This is a genomic window from Enterococcus sp. LJL51, assembly GCF_049894025.1.
GTDB lineage: Bacteria > Bacillota > Bacilli > Lactobacillales > Enterococcaceae > Enterococcus_L.
In genome coordinates, this window is the sequence record NZ_JBNEQE010000004.1 from 188,637 (window position 1) to 207,978 (window position 19,342).

Sequence of the window (19,342 nt, forward strand, 5' to 3'; positions counted from 1 at the left end):
TTTTCCTCTCCATAACAAGCGCTACATCAGAAGATGGGTTAGCCTAAACAGCTTAGGATAATTCCGATTGGTTCACCTGCCAGCGGGAAAATGACTTACTTGGCAGTACTAAAAAGATAAACATAATAATTGGTCCAAAGAACGGTATGATATACAGTAGAATCCACCAGTTGCTCCTGTTCGTATCATGGAGACGGCGTGCCCGAACAGTAAAATTAGCTAGCCAGACAGCAAAAGACAACCCCATAAAAATAAATGCATAAATGTTTAATTTCGTAAACTCCTGCGTATCAAAATTATAATACTGAGTAATATTTGTCAGCAAACCATAAATAAACAACACAAGATAATTCAGTAGCTGCGGCCACCAATATTGCCCTCTAGTCGCTCTGGCATCCATCACTGTGATATTGCTCCAATATTCTTTATATGCCTGTATCATTGTGAATCCCCCCTTGAAAATAACATATCATCATTTTCAAAGGAGCTCAATTAATAGGCTTAACAAGTTTGGACGATAAGTAAATGCCCAACTTTTCTTTCTCTAAAATTCGGTTATTCGTTCCGCTAGCATCACTTTCTAAGTGCTAAAAAAACTAAGCGTTAAAGTTTTGGGAAATGAGATGAACTACCTCAAAAATAGGAGAAGCTCCAGATGTGTATCAATCAGCAGCTACTCGGTTTCCTTGTAGTGTTTCTTGATAATTTTCATATGCGTCTTCTTAGTGCTGAGAAATACAGTTAGAGACGAGCTGATATTGAACAGTACTTGCTTAGTTCCCGGTATGTAACACTTTTGCCTCGTCCTTTATTTGCCTATTCTATTTGGCAATAACGGAGTTAAGGGAGAGCTATAAGAATTTTTTGCTACCCCAAAATTACTTGAACCTTTCTTTCTTTTTTTCCGAAAACAGTTCTCTATAGTTTTTTCTGCATAGAGAACTACAATAATAAGCAACCCCAAACTGTTTCATCCATTACAAATATTTGCCTATTTTTTAGCTAATCCTGCTCACCATGCATTTGGTTAAAGATGAATACAGAAACAATTTCTTCAAAAATAAACTGAAAGGAGCTGTGACATTAGTATGCCTCAGCCCCTTAACACCGGATAAACGATGTTTCAGCTTATTTTTTCATGACTAAACCCTTCCATCCCATTATTGACTTTGGCCAGCTGAGTACTTTTATTCCTTAATAGCGGCTAATTTGATGCTGCAATACTGACTGGTTACCTTCAACAATGGCCCAATCAACAAAATACCAACTAAAGGTCCCAACATTAGTTTGCCTCCTAAAAGCATACCGCTTATAAAACAGATTAAATCAAGCACAATTCGAACTTTGGCTAAATCAATCATTCGCTTGCTACTCAACGCAAAGCACAAAGCAATATAGCTCTCTTTGCCAACATTTGCTGCAGCTGCCATTCCTGATCCGATACCAATAAATGAAACTCCTATAAGTACAAGAAGTAATTTAAAAGGAAAAGCTAGTTCTGGAAAAGCTGCCTGACGAATGACTAAATCTGTGCAAATACTTGTTGCTATTGGATTCAACACAGTTGCCGGCCCCAGCTCCTTCTTATCAATAAAGAAAACCAGTACCAAACAGCAGCTAGTCACTAGTAAAGAAGCTTGTCCAACTGTTAGCGACAGCTTATCAGCTATTCCTTCCCATAATACACCTAATGCATCCGCACCCAAGCCCGTAAGTACACATAATCCTACGCCAATACCGACTATGGAAGATCCGGCTATTGAAACAAAATACCGTATTATTCGCTTCATTAATCTAAATCTGTACCATCAGAAGCAATAACCTTTTTATACCAATAAAAAGAATCTTTTCTGATACGGCGGCATTCTTTCTCATTTTCATCAGTACGGTCAACATAAATTAACCCGTAGCGTTTCTTGTAACCATTGCTTGTAGATAGTAAATCAATTGCCGACCAAGGCATATAACCGATAACCTCTACGCCAATATCCATAGCGCGTTTCGTTGCTTGTATATGCTCTCTTAGATAGTCGATGCGATAGTCGTCGTGAACTTTTTCATCTTCGGTTAATTCATCATAAGCACCAAGCCCATTTTCAGTAATCATAAAAGGAATTTTATAGCGTGTATAAAGGTCACGGTAGACATATTCCAAGCCGATAGGATCGATTGCCCAATCCCAGTCCGTTGTCCGAAGCTCAGGATTTGAGCACATTTGGTAGAAACCGGGATGGGTTTCAAAGCCGGACATTTCGCCTTTTTTACCGCTTAGATTATAGCCCGACCAGCTTCTTTCAGCACCTTCCGGACATGCATGTGCACACTGACTATCATAATAATTGATTGCAAAGAAATCGGAAATATTCTCTGCAAAAAATGCTTCGTCTCCATCTTCTATCTCAGGTGCAAGCCCTGCCTCTTTCAAATAGTTAAGTGCTGCAACATTATAGTACCCCTTAAAGTAGACATCTAGATAATAGGCATTTCTCAAATCATTGGCATTCAATGCTGCCAGCTGATCTTCCGGCTTACAAGTTCTAGCATAAACCGGCGCATACCCTAAGGCAGGTCCAGCCAATCCGCCAGCCTCATGAATATATTTTACTGCTGTTGCCTGTGCTAAGTTCATATGATGATTAATTTGATAACGCAATTGATTATTATTCTGATATTCAGGAAGAACATAACATTTTTGTGTCCAGTACTGGACAATGATACTTTGCTCATTTAGAGTAATCCAATACTTGATGTCATCCTTAAATTCATTCACGACATATTTAGCAAAAATTTCAAAATCCTTAACAACTTCTCTCGAAAGCCAGCCCCCATATTTTTCGACCAACGCCCAAGGCAAGTCATAGTGATACAGCGTAGGTATTGGTTCAATCCCATTTGCTTTCAGTTCAGCAATTAAGTCACGATAAAATTGAACCCCAGCTTCATTTACTTGATCGCCGCCATTTGGAAAAATACGTGTCCAGGCAATGGAAAAACGATAGCTTGTAAAACCCATCTCCTTAAATAAAGCAATGTCTTCTTTATACTTATGATAATGATCACTGGCAACAGAAGCATCAGCAAAGCCGTACATTTCGTGTCGCTCCTTATTAATGATATCTTGCTGAGACAGCCCTTTACCATCTGCTTGTGCTCCGCCCTCCACTTGATAGGCACTAGTTGCTGCTCCCCATAGGAAGTCTTTTGGAAATTCTTTTTTCATTATATTTTCTCCTCATCTTTTTTATAAAAAAACTGAAGGATGAGTCAATAACGGACTGCTTCAGATTTCTGACTATTCTTTAGTCCAACTGGTCAATAAATGTTGTATCACCAATTGTTTCAATTGAATATTTATCGTTCTTATACGTCAGTGTGGTCACACTGCAATTGGCAATTTTTTCGCCTTTATACTCGCCTGGAGCAACTACTTCTAAAAGAATGGGGATCAGCCCTCCAGAAGAGACAACGAGCACATTGCCGCCACCCTTGCGTTGCGCTTCTTCAAGCATTTCTGTCATTACTTTCTCAGCGCGTTCTTCCATTTCACCGTAAGTTTCTGCTGCTTGCTCAGGATCAACCTCAGCGACTTTATCAGCCAACTCCTGCTCTGTCAGTGTTTCCTTTAAAAAATCCCACAATTCATCACTATCTGTCGGATAATCTAACTCTAAGGCTTCGGCTACAGCTATATTCATCGCATCGTTGGATTGACCTTCAAAGCTACCAAAGTTTTTTTCTCTGAAGCCCTTAAGCTCGGTAACTTCAGGCACTTCAGCACTATTTTCATTTAGTATTAATTTAGCGGTATTTTTTTGACGAGCCAAGTCACTAGAAAATGCTGATGAAAATTTAACATCTTTTAGTCCCTCGCCTACTGCTGCTGCTTGAGCCTCACCGGTCTCTGTTAACGGGCTGTCACTATATCCTTGTACCTGATTCATCGTGTTGAACCAGGTTTTTCCATGTCTAACCAGATAAATCCTAATTTCTTCTGTCTTTTCTTCTGTATCTTTTGAGGCAGTTGTTTCTTTTGTAGCAGCACTGCTGCACCCTGCTATTAGAAAAATTGCTGCTATTGCCAGCCAAACTGTTTTTTTCACTTTTATCCCCCTTTACTATAGCTACTCATGTTCTATTACTATTTCAAAAAGATCAATCAATTCACGAGTCATTGTCACCTCGCTGGAAATAGTCATAAGATGATCCTGTGCATGAGTGAATAAGAGACACGGTTCATAACTCTTACCCGCTGCTTCATTTTGAATCACTGCCGTTTGCGATTGATGAGCCAACACGATATTCTTCTTTGCTTCAGTCAAACAAGCTCTTGCACCGACAAAATCTTTCTGTTTCGCACATTGCACTGCTTCCTGTGCCTTTGTCCGACCATTTCCTGCATGTAGAATAATCTGCATAGCTACTGAAATCAATTCATTTTCTTCTTCAACTTGTTTTTTATGTTCCATCTACTTTCACCTCATCAATTTTACGAAATTACTTCTGCACCAGCAGTCACTTCCTGTGTCTGTTCCTTTATTGCTTCTTTCTCAGCTTTTACCTCTTCTGCCAGTAATTCTTTCTCATATACTTTGAAGAATGGATACCAAATGGCTAAATAAATTAGGAACAGTACTATATACCAAATAACAGCTCGAAAATCCTTAGTTAAAATTACACTAGAAACCGGTGCTGGAATTTGTGCAAGCTGCATCAATTCAGACGGGATATTGAGCAGACCGCCTCTCATTGCAAACCAAACGACGCAGCTTCCCACAATTGAATTAATCCACATTGGCATCATCAATAAAGGATTCATAACGATTGGTGTACTGAAAGCAATAGGTTCATTGATATTAAATAGAGATGGACCAATACAGATACGTCCAAGGGTTTTTAATTTTTTTGCTTTGGAAAAACACATTAACAAATTCAAAGTAAGGGTCGCTCCAGTCCCGCCCATCATAATCAGACCAATACTGTAAACTGTCTCATTTGTCACTATATTTAGCGGGCTATTTCCTTGCTGAACAGCTAATGTGTTAGCCGCAATCCCAGCTATAAAAATTGGGTTTTGAATTGCTGACCATAACCATGTAGAAATCCCCATAGAATAGAAAAATGCTGGTATCAATACTAAAAGAATCAGCCCCGGAAGAGATTGTCCAAAGTTCTGTATCGGTTCAAACAAGCTTAAAATTACTTGGAAAATATCAATTTTCATTCCAAATATGAGTGTTGACCACAATGCTAAGCTCAAAAAAATGGGAATGATGTTATTAATCCATTCAATAATAAAGTCCGGAAGCTCGCTGTTTTGAAATAGCTTTAACTTGCTGTAAAAATGAAAAATGACACTGACAACCGCCCCGGTAATCACACCAATTAAAATACCAGTAGGACCAATGCGTCCCATATCATAAACTCCTTCTTCTGATGCAATTGGATGGAGACTCATCATCAGAGAACAAATTGAAACAATTCCAGCAGTAATTGAATACCCGGGATGCTTGAATTTTTCCATGTATTGATTTGCTACCATAAAAGCTGCAATTAATCCAATCATTCCAAAAGAATAATTTGATATGTTTCCAAGATCAGGCAGTTCTTGAATGTATGAACGGAAAACATTGTAGAAAAATACGATTGATCCAGTCATGATGAACGGAATTAACTTTTGCATTGCACTGGAAAGTCCAGCGACAGCAGGCTTTTGTGTTAGAACCTTGGCTTTCGGTGCAAAAGAATTTGCCAGCCAATCCATAAATTTTTTCATTATTGCTCCTCCTTTTCTAAAAAATCAGCCCTTTAACTTCTGAATAGCAAAGTCGATTAGCCCATCACCGTCCAGCATACCGTAAATATCTTGGGGAATAACATCGACCACAACATTGTAAGGCGCTGCCTGCTCTGTCATTTCTTCTTTGAATGCTGCGTAATGTGGACCTAATAATAAAATGTCAATAGAATCTAAATATTGAGCGATTTCACTTTCACTTCGTGCTTCAATAGTTCCAGATATCCCTCTTTTTTTGGCAGCTTTCCTCGTTTTTTGTGCCAAAAAACCACTTGACATTCCCGCACCACAGCAAAGCATCATATTGATTGTTTCCATAATTAATACCTCCCATTTTTCAGCAGCTTTCCGTTTTGACCAGCTGCTTTTCTGTACCTCGATTATTTCTTTTTTCCGGCTTTTTCTCAACTGAACATTTGCACTCCCCTAGTGCAAATTTCTATTTAAAATCGCTTTCATAACAGCTATACTAAATTAAAGATACTTATCAGAAAGGGACTGTCCCAAATGAAAAAAAAGCAGGAACAACTTTTAACTTTTTTACTTCAACAAAAGCAACCTACATCCTCCAGAGTTTTGGCGAATGTTTTAGATGTTTCTATACGGACAGTCAAAAATTATGTTTCTGAGCTAAATCATACTGGCAGTCAACCGTTGATTTTTTCGTCAAATCTTGGCTATACAGTAAACCGCGATTACGCCCGACAGCTGCTTAACAAAAAAAAAGATACAGGGAATTTGCCCCAAACTTATAAAGAGAGAGCCTTCTATATTATAAAAAAAATCCTAATTGATCATCAGCAGCTGGATACATTTGATTTAACAGAAGAATTATATGTCAGCTATTCCACTTTAAAAGGGGATATTTCACGGATGAACAAGTCTTTTGAAAAATATAATGTACGGTTCGCGATAAAAAATGATTTGATTCAAATCAGTGGGGAAGAAAAAGAGAAGCGGCGGTTAATATCATATATTATTTTTGAAGAGATGCCTTATCATTTTATGAATCAGGAGATTTTAAAGCAGAATTTTGCTCCAGAAGATGTGGTTAAGCTATCTATTATTATCCAAGCTACCATGAAGGAATCTAACTACCATCTAAATGATTTTTCCTTCATGAATTTGATGCTCCATCTGCTGATTCTGATAGAATCCGTTCGAAACGGAAAATCTTTGGTTTCCAGAGACTGGTTCAGCTCATGGCTGAGGCAAGATAAAGCACAGCTTGTTACCTGTCTCATTGAAGAGCTGGAAAACTCCTTTGATTTGCAGTTGAATGAACTGGAAAAAGAAGAAATACACATGCTTTTTCAAGCAAATGCCAACTACATTCCATCGAACAACATTAAAGAGCTGGAGCAGATTGCCGGCGCCGATATACTAACTGCGATGAATACAATCCTTCATAATGTCCATCAAACTTTTGGCATCAACTTAAGTAGCGAAAGTTTTATTGTTCCGTTTGCACTACATTTAAGTGGTTTATTCTCAAGAGCAAAACAAGATTCGTTCCTAAAAAATCCGATGTTGGAATCATTAAAAAAGGATTATCCGATTGTGTATGATATTGCTATATTTATTTCTCTACAGCTAAGCGAACATTTTGATATCAAAATTACAGAGGACGAAAGCGCCTATATCGCTTTGCATATTGGTGCAGAATTAGAAGGACAAAAACGGAATTTTTCAAAGATAAGGACTGTTGTTTTATGTCCTAAATACATGAAGCTTGATGAAAAGCTCTATAGCAGGCTTTCACAGCATTTTGGTAATGATTTAAATATTCTAGCTGTTGTTTCTCAGCTCTCTGAAAGCGAGACACTCACTTTTGATTTACTAATTACAACAGTGCCTGTTCCAAAAACCGGAAATTATAAAATACTAAATATTTCTCCATTTTACACGGAAGAACAACGGCTCATGCTTATTAGCGAAATCGCAACTATACGATTAAATCAAAAAAAACAAATTCTAAGCAAAAATTTTGATGCCTACTTTAGTAAAAAATTCTTTTTTACTGATTCTAATGCAGAGCAGCCGGCTGCATTGATTAAGCAGATGTGTCTTTCTCTTGAAACAGAAGGAATTGTTACAGAAGAGTTTTACCCTCACGTTTTGGAAAGAGAAAATGCTTCTTCTACTGCTTTTGACTCAATTGCTATTCCTCATTCAGTTTATATGGATGCAGCAAAAACAACTATTGCTGTTTTAATTAATCCAAATGGGATTAATTGGAATGGACACAAAGTATTTGTGATATTACTGGCAGCTATCAACGACTTGGATAGGCAATGCTTTACAGATATTTATGAAGCACTAGTATCACTTTTCGACTATCCTGAAGTTTACTCAGAGCTTCGTTCCGTAAAGAGTTTTGAGGAATTTCGATTATTCATTCAATCCAAAGCAAAAAAAGGGGGGTGACATTTCTATGTCTTCCCCCTTAAAGCGAAATGAACAGCATTTCATAAGTAGCTTTATAACAAAAAGATAGGTTCGCTAAAAATAGCATAACTTTTCTTATTTCTTCTCAATGCCTCAGATGACTCCACATCTTATTTAACTGCTGATAATTATTTTATTTTTAATACCTCTAAAGTTGCTGCTAGTTGATTAACCGGTACCTGCCCTGGTGCTGATGCCTTCGCCGCTGCACCAAAAGTTGCATCCGAGCCAAACACCTGACCAGATACGCGGCTGACCATTCCTAAAGCACCCATTGACATCGTAATCAGCGGACGATCAGAGTATAAACGCTTCATTTCTTCTGTTGCTGCTAATAAGGTTAGAACATCTGCTGATGTTTGGGGCATCACTGCAATTTTACAGATATCTGCTCCCTTATCCTGCATTGCTCTTAAACGTTTGACAATCTCTGCTTTCTCTGGCGTAGCATCGAAGTCATGGTTACACATCACAACCCTCACGCCTTGCTTGTGTGCTTTATCAATTATGTTTTCAACTTCACGCTCTGGCATGAACAGCTCCACATCCAGCAAGTCTGCTTGCCCCTGTTCAAGTATGTTCGTATAAATAGTAAAGTAATCTGCCTCTGGCAATTCCAGCTCGCCGCCTTCTTTTTTTGTACGGAAAGTAATTAATAACGGTTTATTTAATAGACTGTGTACTTCTTTTGACAGCTGCGCTGCTTTCCCGGCTTCTGTTACTTCTTCATAAAAATCAATACGCCACTCAACAATGTCGCAATCCAGCGCTGCTACCTGTTTTGCTTCATGAATAATCTCTTCTTTTGTTTTTCCAACAAGAGGAACAATTATTTTAGGAGTACCTTCACCAATAACCACATTTCCTACTTTTACTGTCTGCATACGTAAATGCTCCTTTCTACAACAGTGTTAATTCACTTCTGCATTTGTTTGACCAGCTGACAACTCTGCACCTGTACTGCTGGTATCAATAGTTTGACGATAACGGATAAAGATGACGATTGCAAGTAAAAATCCAATCCCGGCAATAATCGTATCAAATAGCATAATTCCCCGCGGATTACTGCTGGCAATTCTTCCGGCAGCTACTGGAATCGCAAAAGAAGCAATACTTCCAAATGTGTAGAAAATTCCAGTAATTGTTCCTTTACCAGCTGGGAACATTTCCCCCATAACAGTTAGTCCCAGCTGCATAACGCCGCCCGCTGCAAAGAAGCCGACAAAGACAGCCCCTACTGTTAGAACCATTGGCGAAGGAAACAGCCACATAGCTGTGATTGAAAGAAACGACATCAGTGTATACGGCAGGACTAGATTGACTGGGCGAACCTTAGCCGCAACAACAGCTGTAACCGCCACACATACTAGAGAACCTGTAGAATAATAAGAGACTAATAATTTCGCTGCATTTTCAGACATCGACGCCACCTCTTCACCATATAGTGAAATATACTGGCTAATCAGATAAAACGTTGCCTGAGAAATAAATCCGTAAATAACAAACGCTACACCTTCAATTTTCATATTCGGTTTACTTTTGAATTTTGTAGCAGTAACCGGTTCTGGTTTAGCAGTACCTTCTGCTTTATTATCAGCATCTGGAAATGGTAATTTCAGCAGGAACACTGCGTTCAGTGCCAATAATAGAATACAAACGATAAAGGACCAGCCAAACCATAAGCCGCTGCTGCCTAAGAAAGCAATAATAAACGGCAGTGCAAACTGACCAATCTGAACAGCCGCTTTAATCAGAACATTGGCAGTTCCAGCTGTTTTAGGAAAGGATTCCATCAGCGCAGGATACGTACCAGAATCCAGACAAGAGTTGGCGATTCCGGCTACTACACCAAAAATCATTGCAACTAGTACGCTTGGGCTGAATAGTATGCCAACAAAGAACAGAACATAAACCAGCATCCCCAAGTACACAAACGGTTTACGGCCAAACTTGTCCGACAGCCAGCCGGAGATCAAAATAGCGACTAGACGGCCAATCCCTAACATTGCTACAACACTGGATACTCCTTCAACATTGGTATTCCACTGAGCGGCCAAGGCATCCTTGTTCTGCATGATAATCAAAACACCCATCCCGTGGACGATGTAGTTGATATAAAGAGCAACCGCTGTAGGCATATATTTGTTTTTCATCTTTTCTCTCCTTAGTCCTTAAATAATAACTCTCTAATATAATCGACAGGCATGTCTTCTCCTGTAAATAGTTTGAAGGCCTCTGCCCCTTGATACAGCATCATACCCAAACCATTGATTACTTTTTTCGCGCCATTATCTTTGGCAAATTTTAATAATTTTGTCTCTTTCGGAATATAAACCACATCGAAAACGACCAAATTTTCATGAATCATTTCTGGATCATTAATTAGGCTTTCCTTTTCCAACGGCTTCATTCCTACGCCTGTTCCATCGATATAAATTGCACTTTCAGCAATTGATTGTTTAAATGCTGCCTGATTCTTTAGAGAGGTTAAGGTTGCAACACAATCAGTATTTTCGTTGATTTTTTTGACCGTTTCTTTGGCATTTTCAAAGGCAGCATCTTCAATATTGAAAATACGCAGCTCCTTCACGCCATCAAGTGCTGCCTGAATAGCAATTGCTGTTCCTGCCCCACCAGCTCCTGTCATCGTTACAATCTGGTCTTTTACCTCTACACCTTCTTCTTTCAATGAACGCATCGCACCTGTACCGTCGGTAATATGCCCGACCAGATGGCCTTTGCCATCCTTATTCACAACGGTATTGACCGCTCCACACAGCTTAGCTGCAGGAGACAGCTCATCCAGATAAGGGATAATTGCCTGTTTGTTTGGCATAGAAACGTTTGAACCGCGAATTCCTAGTGCCCGAATTCCCTGTACTGCATCCTTCAGCTCTTCATTGCCGACTTCAAACGCCAGATACGCGTAATCCAAACCTAGCTTAGCAAAAGCTTCATTATGCATTGTTGGAGACAAGCTGTGTCTGATAGGTGTTGCGATTAAGCTAATTAATAAGGTATGTCCATCCAATCTTTCTGTCATGCTCAGTTCCTCACTTGTTGTTTTATTTTTTAACTGCCAGCAGTGTTGCTGACTGCTGACAGTATATTCCTAGACTACGTGAAATGTCTGTTCCTTGTTTGCAGCTGAGCTTCTACTCATTCTGCGTTCTGCTTTTTCAATTGTTTTTAAGATATCACGGGCTTCTCTGGTTCCTTCCATGATTCGTCTTGCTACCTTGCTATCGCCGATATTAACTAATTCTGTTTCATTTTCCAGTGCATATTGCTGCAGCTCCGGCAGCAGCGGCGCTTCTGCCCGCATCCCCAGACAAACAAAACCTAAATCAAAGAATAATTCTTTTATCTCACCATTCGGCAGCTCTACTGTGAAATGATCTTTGCTTACCTGAGTAAGCTTCGTTGATGTATAAACCTGAACATCATAGTCTCTAACAATTTCCATCATCGCCAGCTTTGTAATCAAATCAAGATCTTTGCCCAGTTCCGGCTGCATCTCTACGATACTCACCTTTTTAGCGCCGCGTTCTGCATAGTACTCAACCACGTCCAGTCCAACAGCTCCGCCGCCAATCACAACTACTTCTTTGCCTTCAAATTCCTGAAAGTTATCCATATTATTCAATAAATCGAAAATGGAAAAGACCTGACGGCTCTCGTCCGCTAACACTTCATGCAGTCCATTAATCGGCGGAAGCAATGGCGTTGCACCAGTGGCATTTACAATAACATCTGGATTGCTTCCATGGATATCCTCCATCGTAAAACGGTGATTCAAATGAATGGTTAGGTTATCCAGCTCCGCACAGCGGTTTTTCAAATAGATAATAAAATCATCAATTCGTTTTTTGTCAGGGAAACGTGCAATTTCATGCCCTAAACCACCTAAATAGCTTTTTTGCTCATACAGTTCGACTTCCACACCAATCTCGGCAGCTGTAGCCGCTGCTTCCAAGCCAGCTGTACCGCCGCCAATGACAACCATTTTCATTGGATTTTCTATCGGCTGTTCCTTGTACTGATCTTCATAGTAAAGGTCAGGGTTAATGGTACAGCGGATAGGACGGGATTTATTGATGCGGTGATCCGCACACCCGATGTTGCAGGAAATACATTTTCTTAACAAGTGCTCCTGACCGCTTTCAACCTTGCTAATCCAGTTTGGCTCAGCAATCAGCCCTCGGCCCATTGCCAATAAGTCAGCGTCGCCATTTTCCAGTATTTCTGCCGCCCGCTTCGGGCTGCGAATATTACCAGAGGTTACAATAATCTTTTCAGGATAGCGCTCTTTCACTGCCTTTGCCATATAAGAACGCCAGCCGTCTTCAAGATTCATCTTATCAATCTGGTACTGTAAATTATCGTTTAAAGCAGCAGAAACATTTAAAATGTCTACGTCATCAACAAAATAGTTTAAAATGTCAATAGAATCCTCTAGTGTATTGCCGCCCTTTAAAAGCTCGTCTGCACTAAAGCGCAGCGAAATTGGGAAGAAGGGCCCTACAGCTTTGCGGACAGCCTCGACAGCCAGCTTGGCAAATCGCGCCCGATTTTCTGCTGTGCCGCCGAATTGATCTGTACGTTTATTGTACAAAGGAGACAAAAACTGACTCAACAGATAAGAATGTCCGGCATGAATCTCCACACAGTCAAAGCCAGCTTTCTGTGCTCTTGCAGCTGCTTCGGCGTATTTATCTATAATGGTATAAATTTCCTCTTCGGTTAGCGGTCTTGGCGCCGGATTACCTGTTTTACTTGGAACATTGGAGGAGGATACAGCCTGTACGCCATTCAGACGCAGCCCATATGCTGAAGCTCCGGCATGATTAATCTGAACAGAGGTAGCAGCGCCATAGGCATGCATCGTTTCATTAAACTTCCATAAACCTGGTATGTACTGGTCATTATCAATTCGAAGCTGGGAAGTTCCATTTGTTCCCATTGGATAGTCAACACAGACATTTTCTAGCGTAATCATCCCTGTGCCGCCCTTGGCTCTTTGTTCGTAGTATGATAAGTGTTCTTTATTAAAGGTTCCGTCCATGTTGGCAAAATTCGTCCCCATAGGCGGCATAATCACTCGATTTTTTAATGTCAGACGCCGAATCGTCAACGGTTCAAAAATTGCTTGATACTTATCCATAGTTGTCCTTCTTTCTTCAAATTCATTGTTTCACAATCTAGTCACCTATAGTTTAATACAGCTATTCCATAAAAACTAATACTTTATTTCCTGATAATTAATCAATTTTTTTTATCAATAATCAAAAAAAAGAAGTGACATTCACATGCCTCCTCCTTTAAAACTTGAATATACAGTGTACCCAAAACTACCTTACTTTCTAAAGAAGTAGTTTTGAGGCATAAGGCGGAACAGCTCTATCACATCCGCCTCAGTTATTCACTTACCTTTATCTGTAATACCTGACCTTCCTTATTCATCGCTTTATACCGAACAGCAATCACTATTGTTGCCCCCAATCCGATTAACGTCAGGACGGCATCGTACCAGAAGACTAGCTGAATATCCTTCTCTGCCATCACTCCAGTTAGGTAGGGCGTAATCATTACGGAAACCGAAGTTGCCAAGGAGTATAAGCTGGTAATCCTTCCTTTTTTCTGCGGAAAAAATTCTAAAATCAGCGCTAGCCCTAGCTGCCAGATACCTCCTGCAGCGAAAACACCTACACAGAGAGCGGCAATTACAACAACAATAAAGCTTGGATATAGATTCATGTAAATAAGCGCTAAAGCGGTAATCCCTGTACAAAAAACCATTAAAGCGGCAATATTAACCCCCTTTTTAACAATTGCAGAGGTTAAAAAAACGGAGACAAAGGAACCGATACTGTAGATACTAACAAAAGTCAGACTGTCCTGCTGATTAGCAATTCCTGTTTGCTCAGCAAAGGTTGGAATCCACAGGATAAAAATATTAAACATTGAAACGGACACAAAAGAGAAGGCCATCAATGCAACCCCATCAATTTTAAAACTGGCTTTTGAGGTACAGAGCTGCTGTGCCTCCACCAGTGTTTCCTCGTCTTTTTGTTTTGACAAATCAATAGTAGACAATGGGGGAAATGCTTGAAACCATAAGAAAATAACATTTAAGAATAAACAAACAATACATAAAACAAACGGCCAGCCGTAATAAAGCTCCTCAGTAATGATGACTCTAGTCATCAGCGGCAGCAGAAACTGTCCCAACGAAATAAAGGCTTTATTCAACACGCTTAATGAGCTGTTGTCTTTCTCGCTGGGGTAAGACTCTACCAGTGTTGGATAGGTACTAGTGTCCAAAAAGGCATTGCTGAAGCCGCCAAACAAGGCAATGACCATCGCAGTTTGATAATTTGTGCTCAGCAGCATACCGGAAAAGAAAATAAAATATGAGAAAATCGCAATCATCACTGTTTTTTTACGTCCAAAGCGGTCAGAAAAATAACCAGAGAAATATAAGCTGATAATTCTGCCCAGTCCAATGGCACTGATAACTAAGGTTACCTGAGCAGTGGAAGCCTGCCATTGCTTCGCCAGTGCTGACATATTCTGGGAAATGATAATCGCTGCCATTCCCTGAAAAATATAATTAAAATACAAGCCTGCAACCAGCGGCAAGTACCGGTGTTTCCCGTTTATAGCCCTTCCTTTTGTGATGTTTTTCACTTTATATCCCACTTTCTTTTTCAATTCCTTTTTATTACATAGGATAACCCATTTTTTTGAAAAATACTAATGCTTTTTTGACCAGCAAATGATAAACTTCATTTATCATTACATAGGAAGTGATCCAATTATGAATCTGAGACATCTTGAATACTTCATCGCTCTTGCTGAATCAGAGCATATGCGCCTAACTGCTGAACAGTTAAATACCTCACAGCCAAACATCAGCCACGCCATTTCCATGCTGGAAGAAGAGCTTGGCGCAAAGCTTTTTGAAAAAAAGGGCCGCAACATCTACCTTACAAGATACGGGAAGCTGTTTTATCAACATGCAGTTTCCGGACTCCAACAACTCTATACAGGAAAACGCCTCATTCAGGAAATGGTGGATCCTCAGACAGGACATATTCAGCTGGGCTTTATTTATACGATGGGGTCTATTTTAGCTCCTCAGCTGACCAAGGATTTTCTAAGTATAGAAGAAAACCACAAAATTCAGTTCAACTTTTCTCAGGGAAACTCTCTTGATATTCTGGAACTGTTGAAAATAGATGAGATTGACATTGCCATCTGCTCCAAGGTCGCTGAAGATCCATCAATACAATTCAACCGTCTGGTCCAGCAGGAAATTGTCGTTGTCGTTCCAAATAAACATCCTCTCGCAGATAAAGATGAGGTTTCCTTAAAGGTCCTAACACAAGAAGCCTTCATCTACTATAATAAGCAAAGCGGCATCCGCCCTTATATTGACGAGGTGTTGGCAGCCCAGCAAATCAAACCGAAGATTGTTTTCGAAGCGGAGGAAGACCATAGTATTCTGGGATTTGTCGGCTGTGATTATGGTATTGCTATTATGCCGGATATTCCTTCAATCTCAGCCTACCCAGTCAAAAAATTACAGATTTCAGATACACTGCTGCCGCGCTATATTTATCTTGCTACAAAAAAAGACCGTAAGATGACACCGGCAGTCCAGCGCTTCTATGATTACTGCCAGCAATCCGCTCAATATCTTATAGAAAATTAAAGCTGAGCTAAAAGTGTTTTGCTTCAAGAAATAAGCCGGACTACACTAAAAATGGTTCCATACACATTTTCAGTGTAGTCCGGCTTATTTTCAAAGAGACAGCTTTGAGACTACCGTTTATTCAGGTTTTAGGAGTAGAAAAAGTTGAAGATTTTTATGTCCCACTCCTGTTCGTCTTACCTACGCTTCTTACAGCCGCCCTCTCACCATTTTATTAAGCCAAACAGATTTTTTCATACCTCTCTGAAAAAGCTGACCTAAAAAATAGACATAATCCCCGTATACTACAACTATAGTTTCTGTTAAACAAATCAAATACACTTCTATTTTTCTATATCGGACAGCAAAGCTATGCTTCCTAGATAGAATAAGTAGGCAGACTATATAAAATTATAGGGGGGAACAAATGATGAAATGGCATAATCTTACAATAGAAAAAACGACACAAGAATTAAACGCAGCAACCACAGGTCTTACGAAGCAGCAAAGGCAACACAAGCTGCAGCAGGAAGGGGAAAATATTCTTAGTGAAAAGAATCAGCTGAAGACCTGGCAGAAAGTCGGAAAGCATTTTACCGATTTACTGATGCTGGTCTTAATGGGCGCTGCTTTTCTCAAGGGAATAACCGGCAGCTATGCAGAAATGGGCATCATCCTTGCAGTAGTTGTTATCAACGGCTTAATCGGCTATTTTCAGGAAAGAAAGGCAGAGGAATCCTTGAACGGTTTAAAGCAAATGATGGGACAAGAGGCCGTCGTATTGTCCGAAGGAGGCCGACAAACCATTCCTTCTACTCAATTAGTTACAGGGGATATTGTTCTGCTCCATGCTGGAGATGTCGTCCCGGCAGATATCCGTATTCTGGAAACCCATGAGCTAATCATCGAGGAATCTGCCTTAACTGGTGAATCTTTACCAGTAGAAAAACAAACCGAGGAATTACCAGCAGATACGCCTTTAGGAGACAGAAGTAATCTGGCTTTTTCAGGCACACTCGTTCAAGCTGGTTCAGGTAAAGGTATCGTAGTAGAGACTGGCGATAAAACTGAGATTGGTCAAATTAATGCTGCACTACAATCCGTACAAAAGCAGACCACACCACTAATTAGAAAAATGAATCAGCTGAACAAACAGATTTTTAAAGGCTTGATTTTCTTTATCTTATTTCTGGTATTCTTTACAACCTTTAGATACGGAATGGATTTGAACCTGATTCTCTCCGCCAGTATTGCCCTGATCGTTGCAGTCATTCCTGAAGGTCTGCCGGCAGTTCTTACCATGATTCTTTCCATGGGCGTCAAGGAAATGGCACAGGAAAAAGCAATTGTTAAAAGTATGCCTGCTGTAGAAACACTCGGTGCGATGACGGTCATCTGCTCAGATAAAACAGGAACACTAACCAAAAATGAAATGACCGTCGTTGACCTGGTATTGCCCAAAGATATGGAAAAAACACAGGCGGAAGCTCAGCTGGCTGCTATTATGAACAACTGTCAGGAGCTAAAGCTCAATGAGGAGCAAACCATTGAAGAGTTGAGCGGCAATCCTACAGAGCTGGCTTTACTGAAATATGCAGACAGCTTTTCAGCTCCTTTACTGGCGAAGCTGGATAAAATTCCCTTTAGTTCTTCCTACAAGTACATGGCCACCCTGCATGAAGCATCAACAGAAAACCATGTTATTTATATCAAAGGCGCACCAGAGGTTCTTCTTCAAAAAGCGGAATTAACCCCTTCAGAAAAAAGCTACTGGGAAAAAGAAGCTGCGGAGATGGCTCAAAATGGCCGCCGGGTTCTTGGCTTAGCTGTAAAATATCTTCCAGTGAATGAGGAGCTTTCCCACGAAAGCCTGGAAAATCTGACGATGGCTGGCTTAACTGGAATTATTGATCCACCGAAGGAGTCAGCCGTACAGGCTGTCAGAGAAAGCCTGCAGGCGGGTATCTCTGTAAAAATGATTACTGGTGACCACAAAGATACCGCTCAAGCCATCGGCAAACAGATTGGACTGCGTCACACCTCGCATGTTTTGGAAGGCAGGGACATTGATCACCTGACCGATGAAGAGCTTCAGAAGCAAGCCACAGCAATCGATATTTTCGCCCGGACAACACCCGAGCATAAGCTGAGAATCGTTACTGCCCTACAGAAAAACGGCGAAGTAGTTGGTATGACAGGTGATGGCGTCAATGATGCCCCTGCTTTAAAAAAGGCAGATATTGGTATTGCTATGGGAATCAAAGGCAGCGAAGTAAGTAAACAAGCAGCAGATATGGTGCTGGCCGATGATAACTTTGCGACAATCACACGGGCTGTTAAGGAAGGCAGACGGATTTTTGATAATCTAAAGAAGACCATCAATTTCTTCCTGCCAACAGCTTTAGCACAAGGATTAATCGTCATTTTTGCCTTAATGGCTAATCGGCCGCTGCCATTGACACCAGTACAGATTTTATGGGTAAATATGGTAACTACCATTACACTTTCATACGCACTAGGTTTTGAGCCGGCACATGAGCAAATCATGAAGCGGATGCCAAGAAATCCAAAGGAGCAAATTCTTTCAGTCTACAGCCTATTCCGTATTGTATATGTTTCTCTGCTCATCACAGTGCCGGCGTATCTGTTAGCTATGCAAGCAGATAGTCTGGCTGTTCAGCAGACCATGCTTCTGCAAAACATCGTTCTGGCACAGGCCTTTTACATGATTAACTGTCGGGAGCTGCTTGACCCGTCTCTTAATAAAAGCCTCTTCAAAAACAGGGCCCTTTTTATCTCTCTTGGCTGTTTAGCATTCTTACAAGGTGCCGTGCTGCTCTTACCAATGGCTCAGCAAATACTAGGCACAACTAGCTTGACCCTCACTCAGCACCTGCCAATTCTACTAAACACTATCGGCATTTTCCTGATAGTTGAAGCAGAAAAGTTTGTTTCTAAGAAAATAGCGAAGAAGAAAAGGAAGGAAGCAGTCGTATAGTCATTCAGAATAAGATAGTACATCCTTGTAGAAAAGAACTTGATATATTCAGCACTTCCCTTTAATAAAGGAAAGAGTTTGAGACAGAAATGGTTAGCTTCAAGCACCAGGTAGGTACTTTTCAGCATCTGTTCTACTTACGTAGGAAGTAATCACAGTGATTCAAAGCAATAAGCAGGAAATTACGAAAATGACAGTCAACATGAAGGTAAACCATTCGATGTTGACGGCTTCCTACCTGGTGCGCCACAAATTTTTGCTAAATTCCGGCTTATTGCCGAAGAATTTGCTCCTGCGGTTACTCGTCGCAGTTAAGTACTTTGCTTGTGCTCCTGCGGTTACTCGTCGCAGTTCAGTGCTCGTATGTATTACTGTCTCACCATTTATTCGGATTTAAGCATACTAA

15 protein-coding genes are annotated in these 19,342 nt (G+C 40.3%); 3 read left to right on the top strand and 12 right to left on the bottom strand.

From position 1 onward, the window contains the following. Positions 1 to 52: 52 nt before the first annotated feature. From ACPWSO_RS06195 to ACPWSO_RS06225, 7 genes are all read right to left on the bottom strand, one after another. Positions 53 to 442: a DUF805 domain-containing protein gene (locus tag ACPWSO_RS06195; RefSeq protein WP_426081997.1), complete on the bottom strand. Its 390-nt coding sequence runs from the start codon at positions 440 to 442 to the stop codon at positions 53 to 55. A 745-nt stretch (positions 443 to 1,187) separates the two neighbouring features. Then, complete coding sequence (locus ACPWSO_RS06200) at positions 1,188 to 1,790, bottom strand: YczE/YyaS/YitT family protein (protein ID WP_426081998.1); 603 nt, start codon at positions 1,788 to 1,790, stop codon at positions 1,188 to 1,190. Further along, complete coding sequence (locus ACPWSO_RS06205; RefSeq protein WP_426081999.1) at positions 1,790 to 3,220, bottom strand: glycoside hydrolase family 1 protein; 1,431 nt, start codon at positions 3,218 to 3,220, stop codon at positions 1,790 to 1,792. Before ACPWSO_RS06205 ends, ACPWSO_RS06200 begins: the two co-directional genes overlap by 1 nt. A gap of 79 nt (positions 3,221 to 3,299) precedes the next feature. Further along, positions 3,300 to 4,100: a histidine phosphatase family protein gene (locus ACPWSO_RS06210; RefSeq protein ID WP_426082000.1), complete on the bottom strand. Its 801-nt coding sequence runs from the start codon at positions 4,098 to 4,100 to the stop codon at positions 3,300 to 3,302. Between the two features lie 21 nt (positions 4,101 to 4,121). Beyond that, on the bottom strand, positions 4,122 to 4,466 hold the full coding sequence (locus ACPWSO_RS06215) for a PTS lactose/cellobiose transporter subunit IIA (protein ID WP_426082001.1): 345 nt from the start codon (positions 4,464 to 4,466) through the stop codon (positions 4,122 to 4,124). A gap of 20 nt (positions 4,467 to 4,486) precedes the next feature. Then, complete coding sequence (locus ACPWSO_RS06220) at positions 4,487 to 5,773, bottom strand: PTS sugar transporter subunit IIC (protein ID WP_426082002.1); 1,287 nt, start codon at positions 5,771 to 5,773, stop codon at positions 4,487 to 4,489. Between the two features lie 24 nt (positions 5,774 to 5,797). After that, complete coding sequence (locus ACPWSO_RS06225; RefSeq protein WP_426082003.1) at positions 5,798 to 6,112, bottom strand: PTS sugar transporter subunit IIB; 315 nt, start codon at positions 6,110 to 6,112, stop codon at positions 5,798 to 5,800. A 189-nt stretch (positions 6,113 to 6,301) separates the two neighbouring features. Between ACPWSO_RS06225 and ACPWSO_RS06230 the strand changes: the two genes are divergently transcribed. After that, on the top strand, positions 6,302 to 8,221 hold the full coding sequence (locus tag ACPWSO_RS06230; RefSeq protein ID WP_426082004.1) for a BglG family transcription antiterminator: 1,920 nt from the start codon (positions 6,302 to 6,304) through the stop codon (positions 8,219 to 8,221). A gap of 149 nt (positions 8,222 to 8,370) precedes the next feature. Here the strand turns inward: ACPWSO_RS06230 and aroD are convergent, their stop codons facing one another. From aroD to ACPWSO_RS06255, 5 genes are all read right to left on the bottom strand, one after another. After that, positions 8,371 to 9,126 (bottom strand): type I 3-dehydroquinate dehydratase, encoded by a 756-nt coding sequence (gene aroD / locus ACPWSO_RS06235; RefSeq protein ID WP_426082005.1) that lies wholly within the window; start codon positions 9,124 to 9,126, stop codon positions 8,371 to 8,373. A 27-nt stretch (positions 9,127 to 9,153) separates the two neighbouring features. Next, positions 9,154 to 10,395, bottom strand: coding sequence for an MFS transporter (locus ACPWSO_RS06240; protein WP_426082006.1), 1,242 nt, complete (start codon positions 10,393 to 10,395; stop codon positions 9,154 to 9,156). A gap of 11 nt (positions 10,396 to 10,406) precedes the next feature. Next, the gene (locus tag ACPWSO_RS06245) at positions 10,407 to 11,285 is read right to left on the bottom strand and encodes a shikimate dehydrogenase (protein WP_426082007.1); all 879 of its coding nucleotides are present in this window, start codon (positions 11,283 to 11,285) and stop codon (positions 10,407 to 10,409) included. Positions 11,286 to 11,354: 69 nt separating this feature from the next. Further along, positions 11,355 to 13,406 carry an FAD-dependent oxidoreductase gene (locus ACPWSO_RS06250; protein ID WP_426082008.1) on the bottom strand — a complete coding sequence of 684 codons (2,052 nt, stop codon included), beginning with the start codon at positions 13,404 to 13,406 and terminating at the stop codon, positions 11,355 to 11,357. Positions 13,407 to 13,660: 254 nt separating this feature from the next. After that, positions 13,661 to 14,932, bottom strand: coding sequence for an MFS transporter (locus tag ACPWSO_RS06255; protein WP_426082009.1), 1,272 nt, complete (start codon positions 14,930 to 14,932; stop codon positions 13,661 to 13,663). 130 nt (positions 14,933 to 15,062) lie between these two features. Between ACPWSO_RS06255 and ACPWSO_RS06260 the strand changes: the two genes are divergently transcribed. After that, positions 15,063 to 15,959 carry a LysR family transcriptional regulator gene (locus ACPWSO_RS06260; RefSeq protein WP_426082010.1) on the top strand — a complete coding sequence of 299 codons (897 nt, stop codon included), beginning with the start codon at positions 15,063 to 15,065 and terminating at the stop codon, positions 15,957 to 15,959. Between the two features lie 409 nt (positions 15,960 to 16,368). Then, positions 16,369 to 18,936, top strand: a complete 2,568-nt coding sequence (locus ACPWSO_RS06265) for an HAD-IC family P-type ATPase (RefSeq protein WP_426082077.1) — start codon at positions 16,369 to 16,371, stop codon at positions 18,934 to 18,936. The last annotated feature ends 406 nt before the right edge of the window (positions 18,937 to 19,342 follow it).

Excerpts from the sequence above, each read along its gene's own strand:
- ACPWSO_RS06245 (WP_426082007.1), bottom strand. The coding sequence starts at position 11,285 with ATGACAGAAAGATTGGATGGACATACCTTATTAATTAGCTTAATCGCA.
- ACPWSO_RS06260 (WP_426082010.1), top strand. The coding sequence starts at position 15,063 with ATGAATCTGAGACATCTTGAATACTTCATCGCTCTTGCTGAATCAGAG.
- ACPWSO_RS06195 (WP_426081997.1), bottom strand. The coding sequence starts at position 442 with ATGATACAGGCATATAAAGAATATTGGAGCAATATCACAGTGATGGAT.
- aroD (WP_426082005.1), bottom strand. The coding sequence starts at position 9,126 with ATGCAGACAGTAAAAGTAGGAAATGTGGTTATTGGTGAAGGTACTCCT.
- ACPWSO_RS06240 (WP_426082006.1), bottom strand. The coding sequence starts at position 10,395 with ATGAAAAACAAATATATGCCTACAGCGGTTGCTCTTTATATCAACTAC.
- ACPWSO_RS06215 (WP_426082001.1), bottom strand. The coding sequence starts at position 4,466 with ATGGAACATAAAAAACAAGTTGAAGAAGAAAATGAATTGATTTCAGTA.
- ACPWSO_RS06265 (WP_426082077.1), top strand. The coding sequence starts at position 16,369 with ATGAAATGGCATAATCTTACAATAGAAAAAACGACACAAGAATTAAAC.
- ACPWSO_RS06205 (WP_426081999.1), bottom strand. The coding sequence starts at position 3,220 with ATGAAAAAAGAATTTCCAAAAGACTTCCTATGGGGAGCAGCAACTAGT.
- ACPWSO_RS06230 (WP_426082004.1), top strand. The coding sequence starts at position 6,302 with ATGAAAAAAAAGCAGGAACAACTTTTAACTTTTTTACTTCAACAAAAG.
- ACPWSO_RS06200 (WP_426081998.1), bottom strand. The coding sequence starts at position 1,790 with ATGAAGCGAATAATACGGTATTTTGTTTCAATAGCCGGATCTTCCATA.
- ACPWSO_RS06225 (WP_426082003.1), bottom strand. The coding sequence starts at position 6,112 with ATGGAAACAATCAATATGATGCTTTGCTGTGGTGCGGGAATGTCAAGT.
- ACPWSO_RS06250 (WP_426082008.1), bottom strand. The coding sequence starts at position 13,406 with ATGGATAAGTATCAAGCAATTTTTGAACCGTTGACGATTCGGCGTCTG.
- ACPWSO_RS06220 (WP_426082002.1), bottom strand. The coding sequence starts at position 5,773 with ATGAAAAAATTTATGGATTGGCTGGCAAATTCTTTTGCACCGAAAGCC.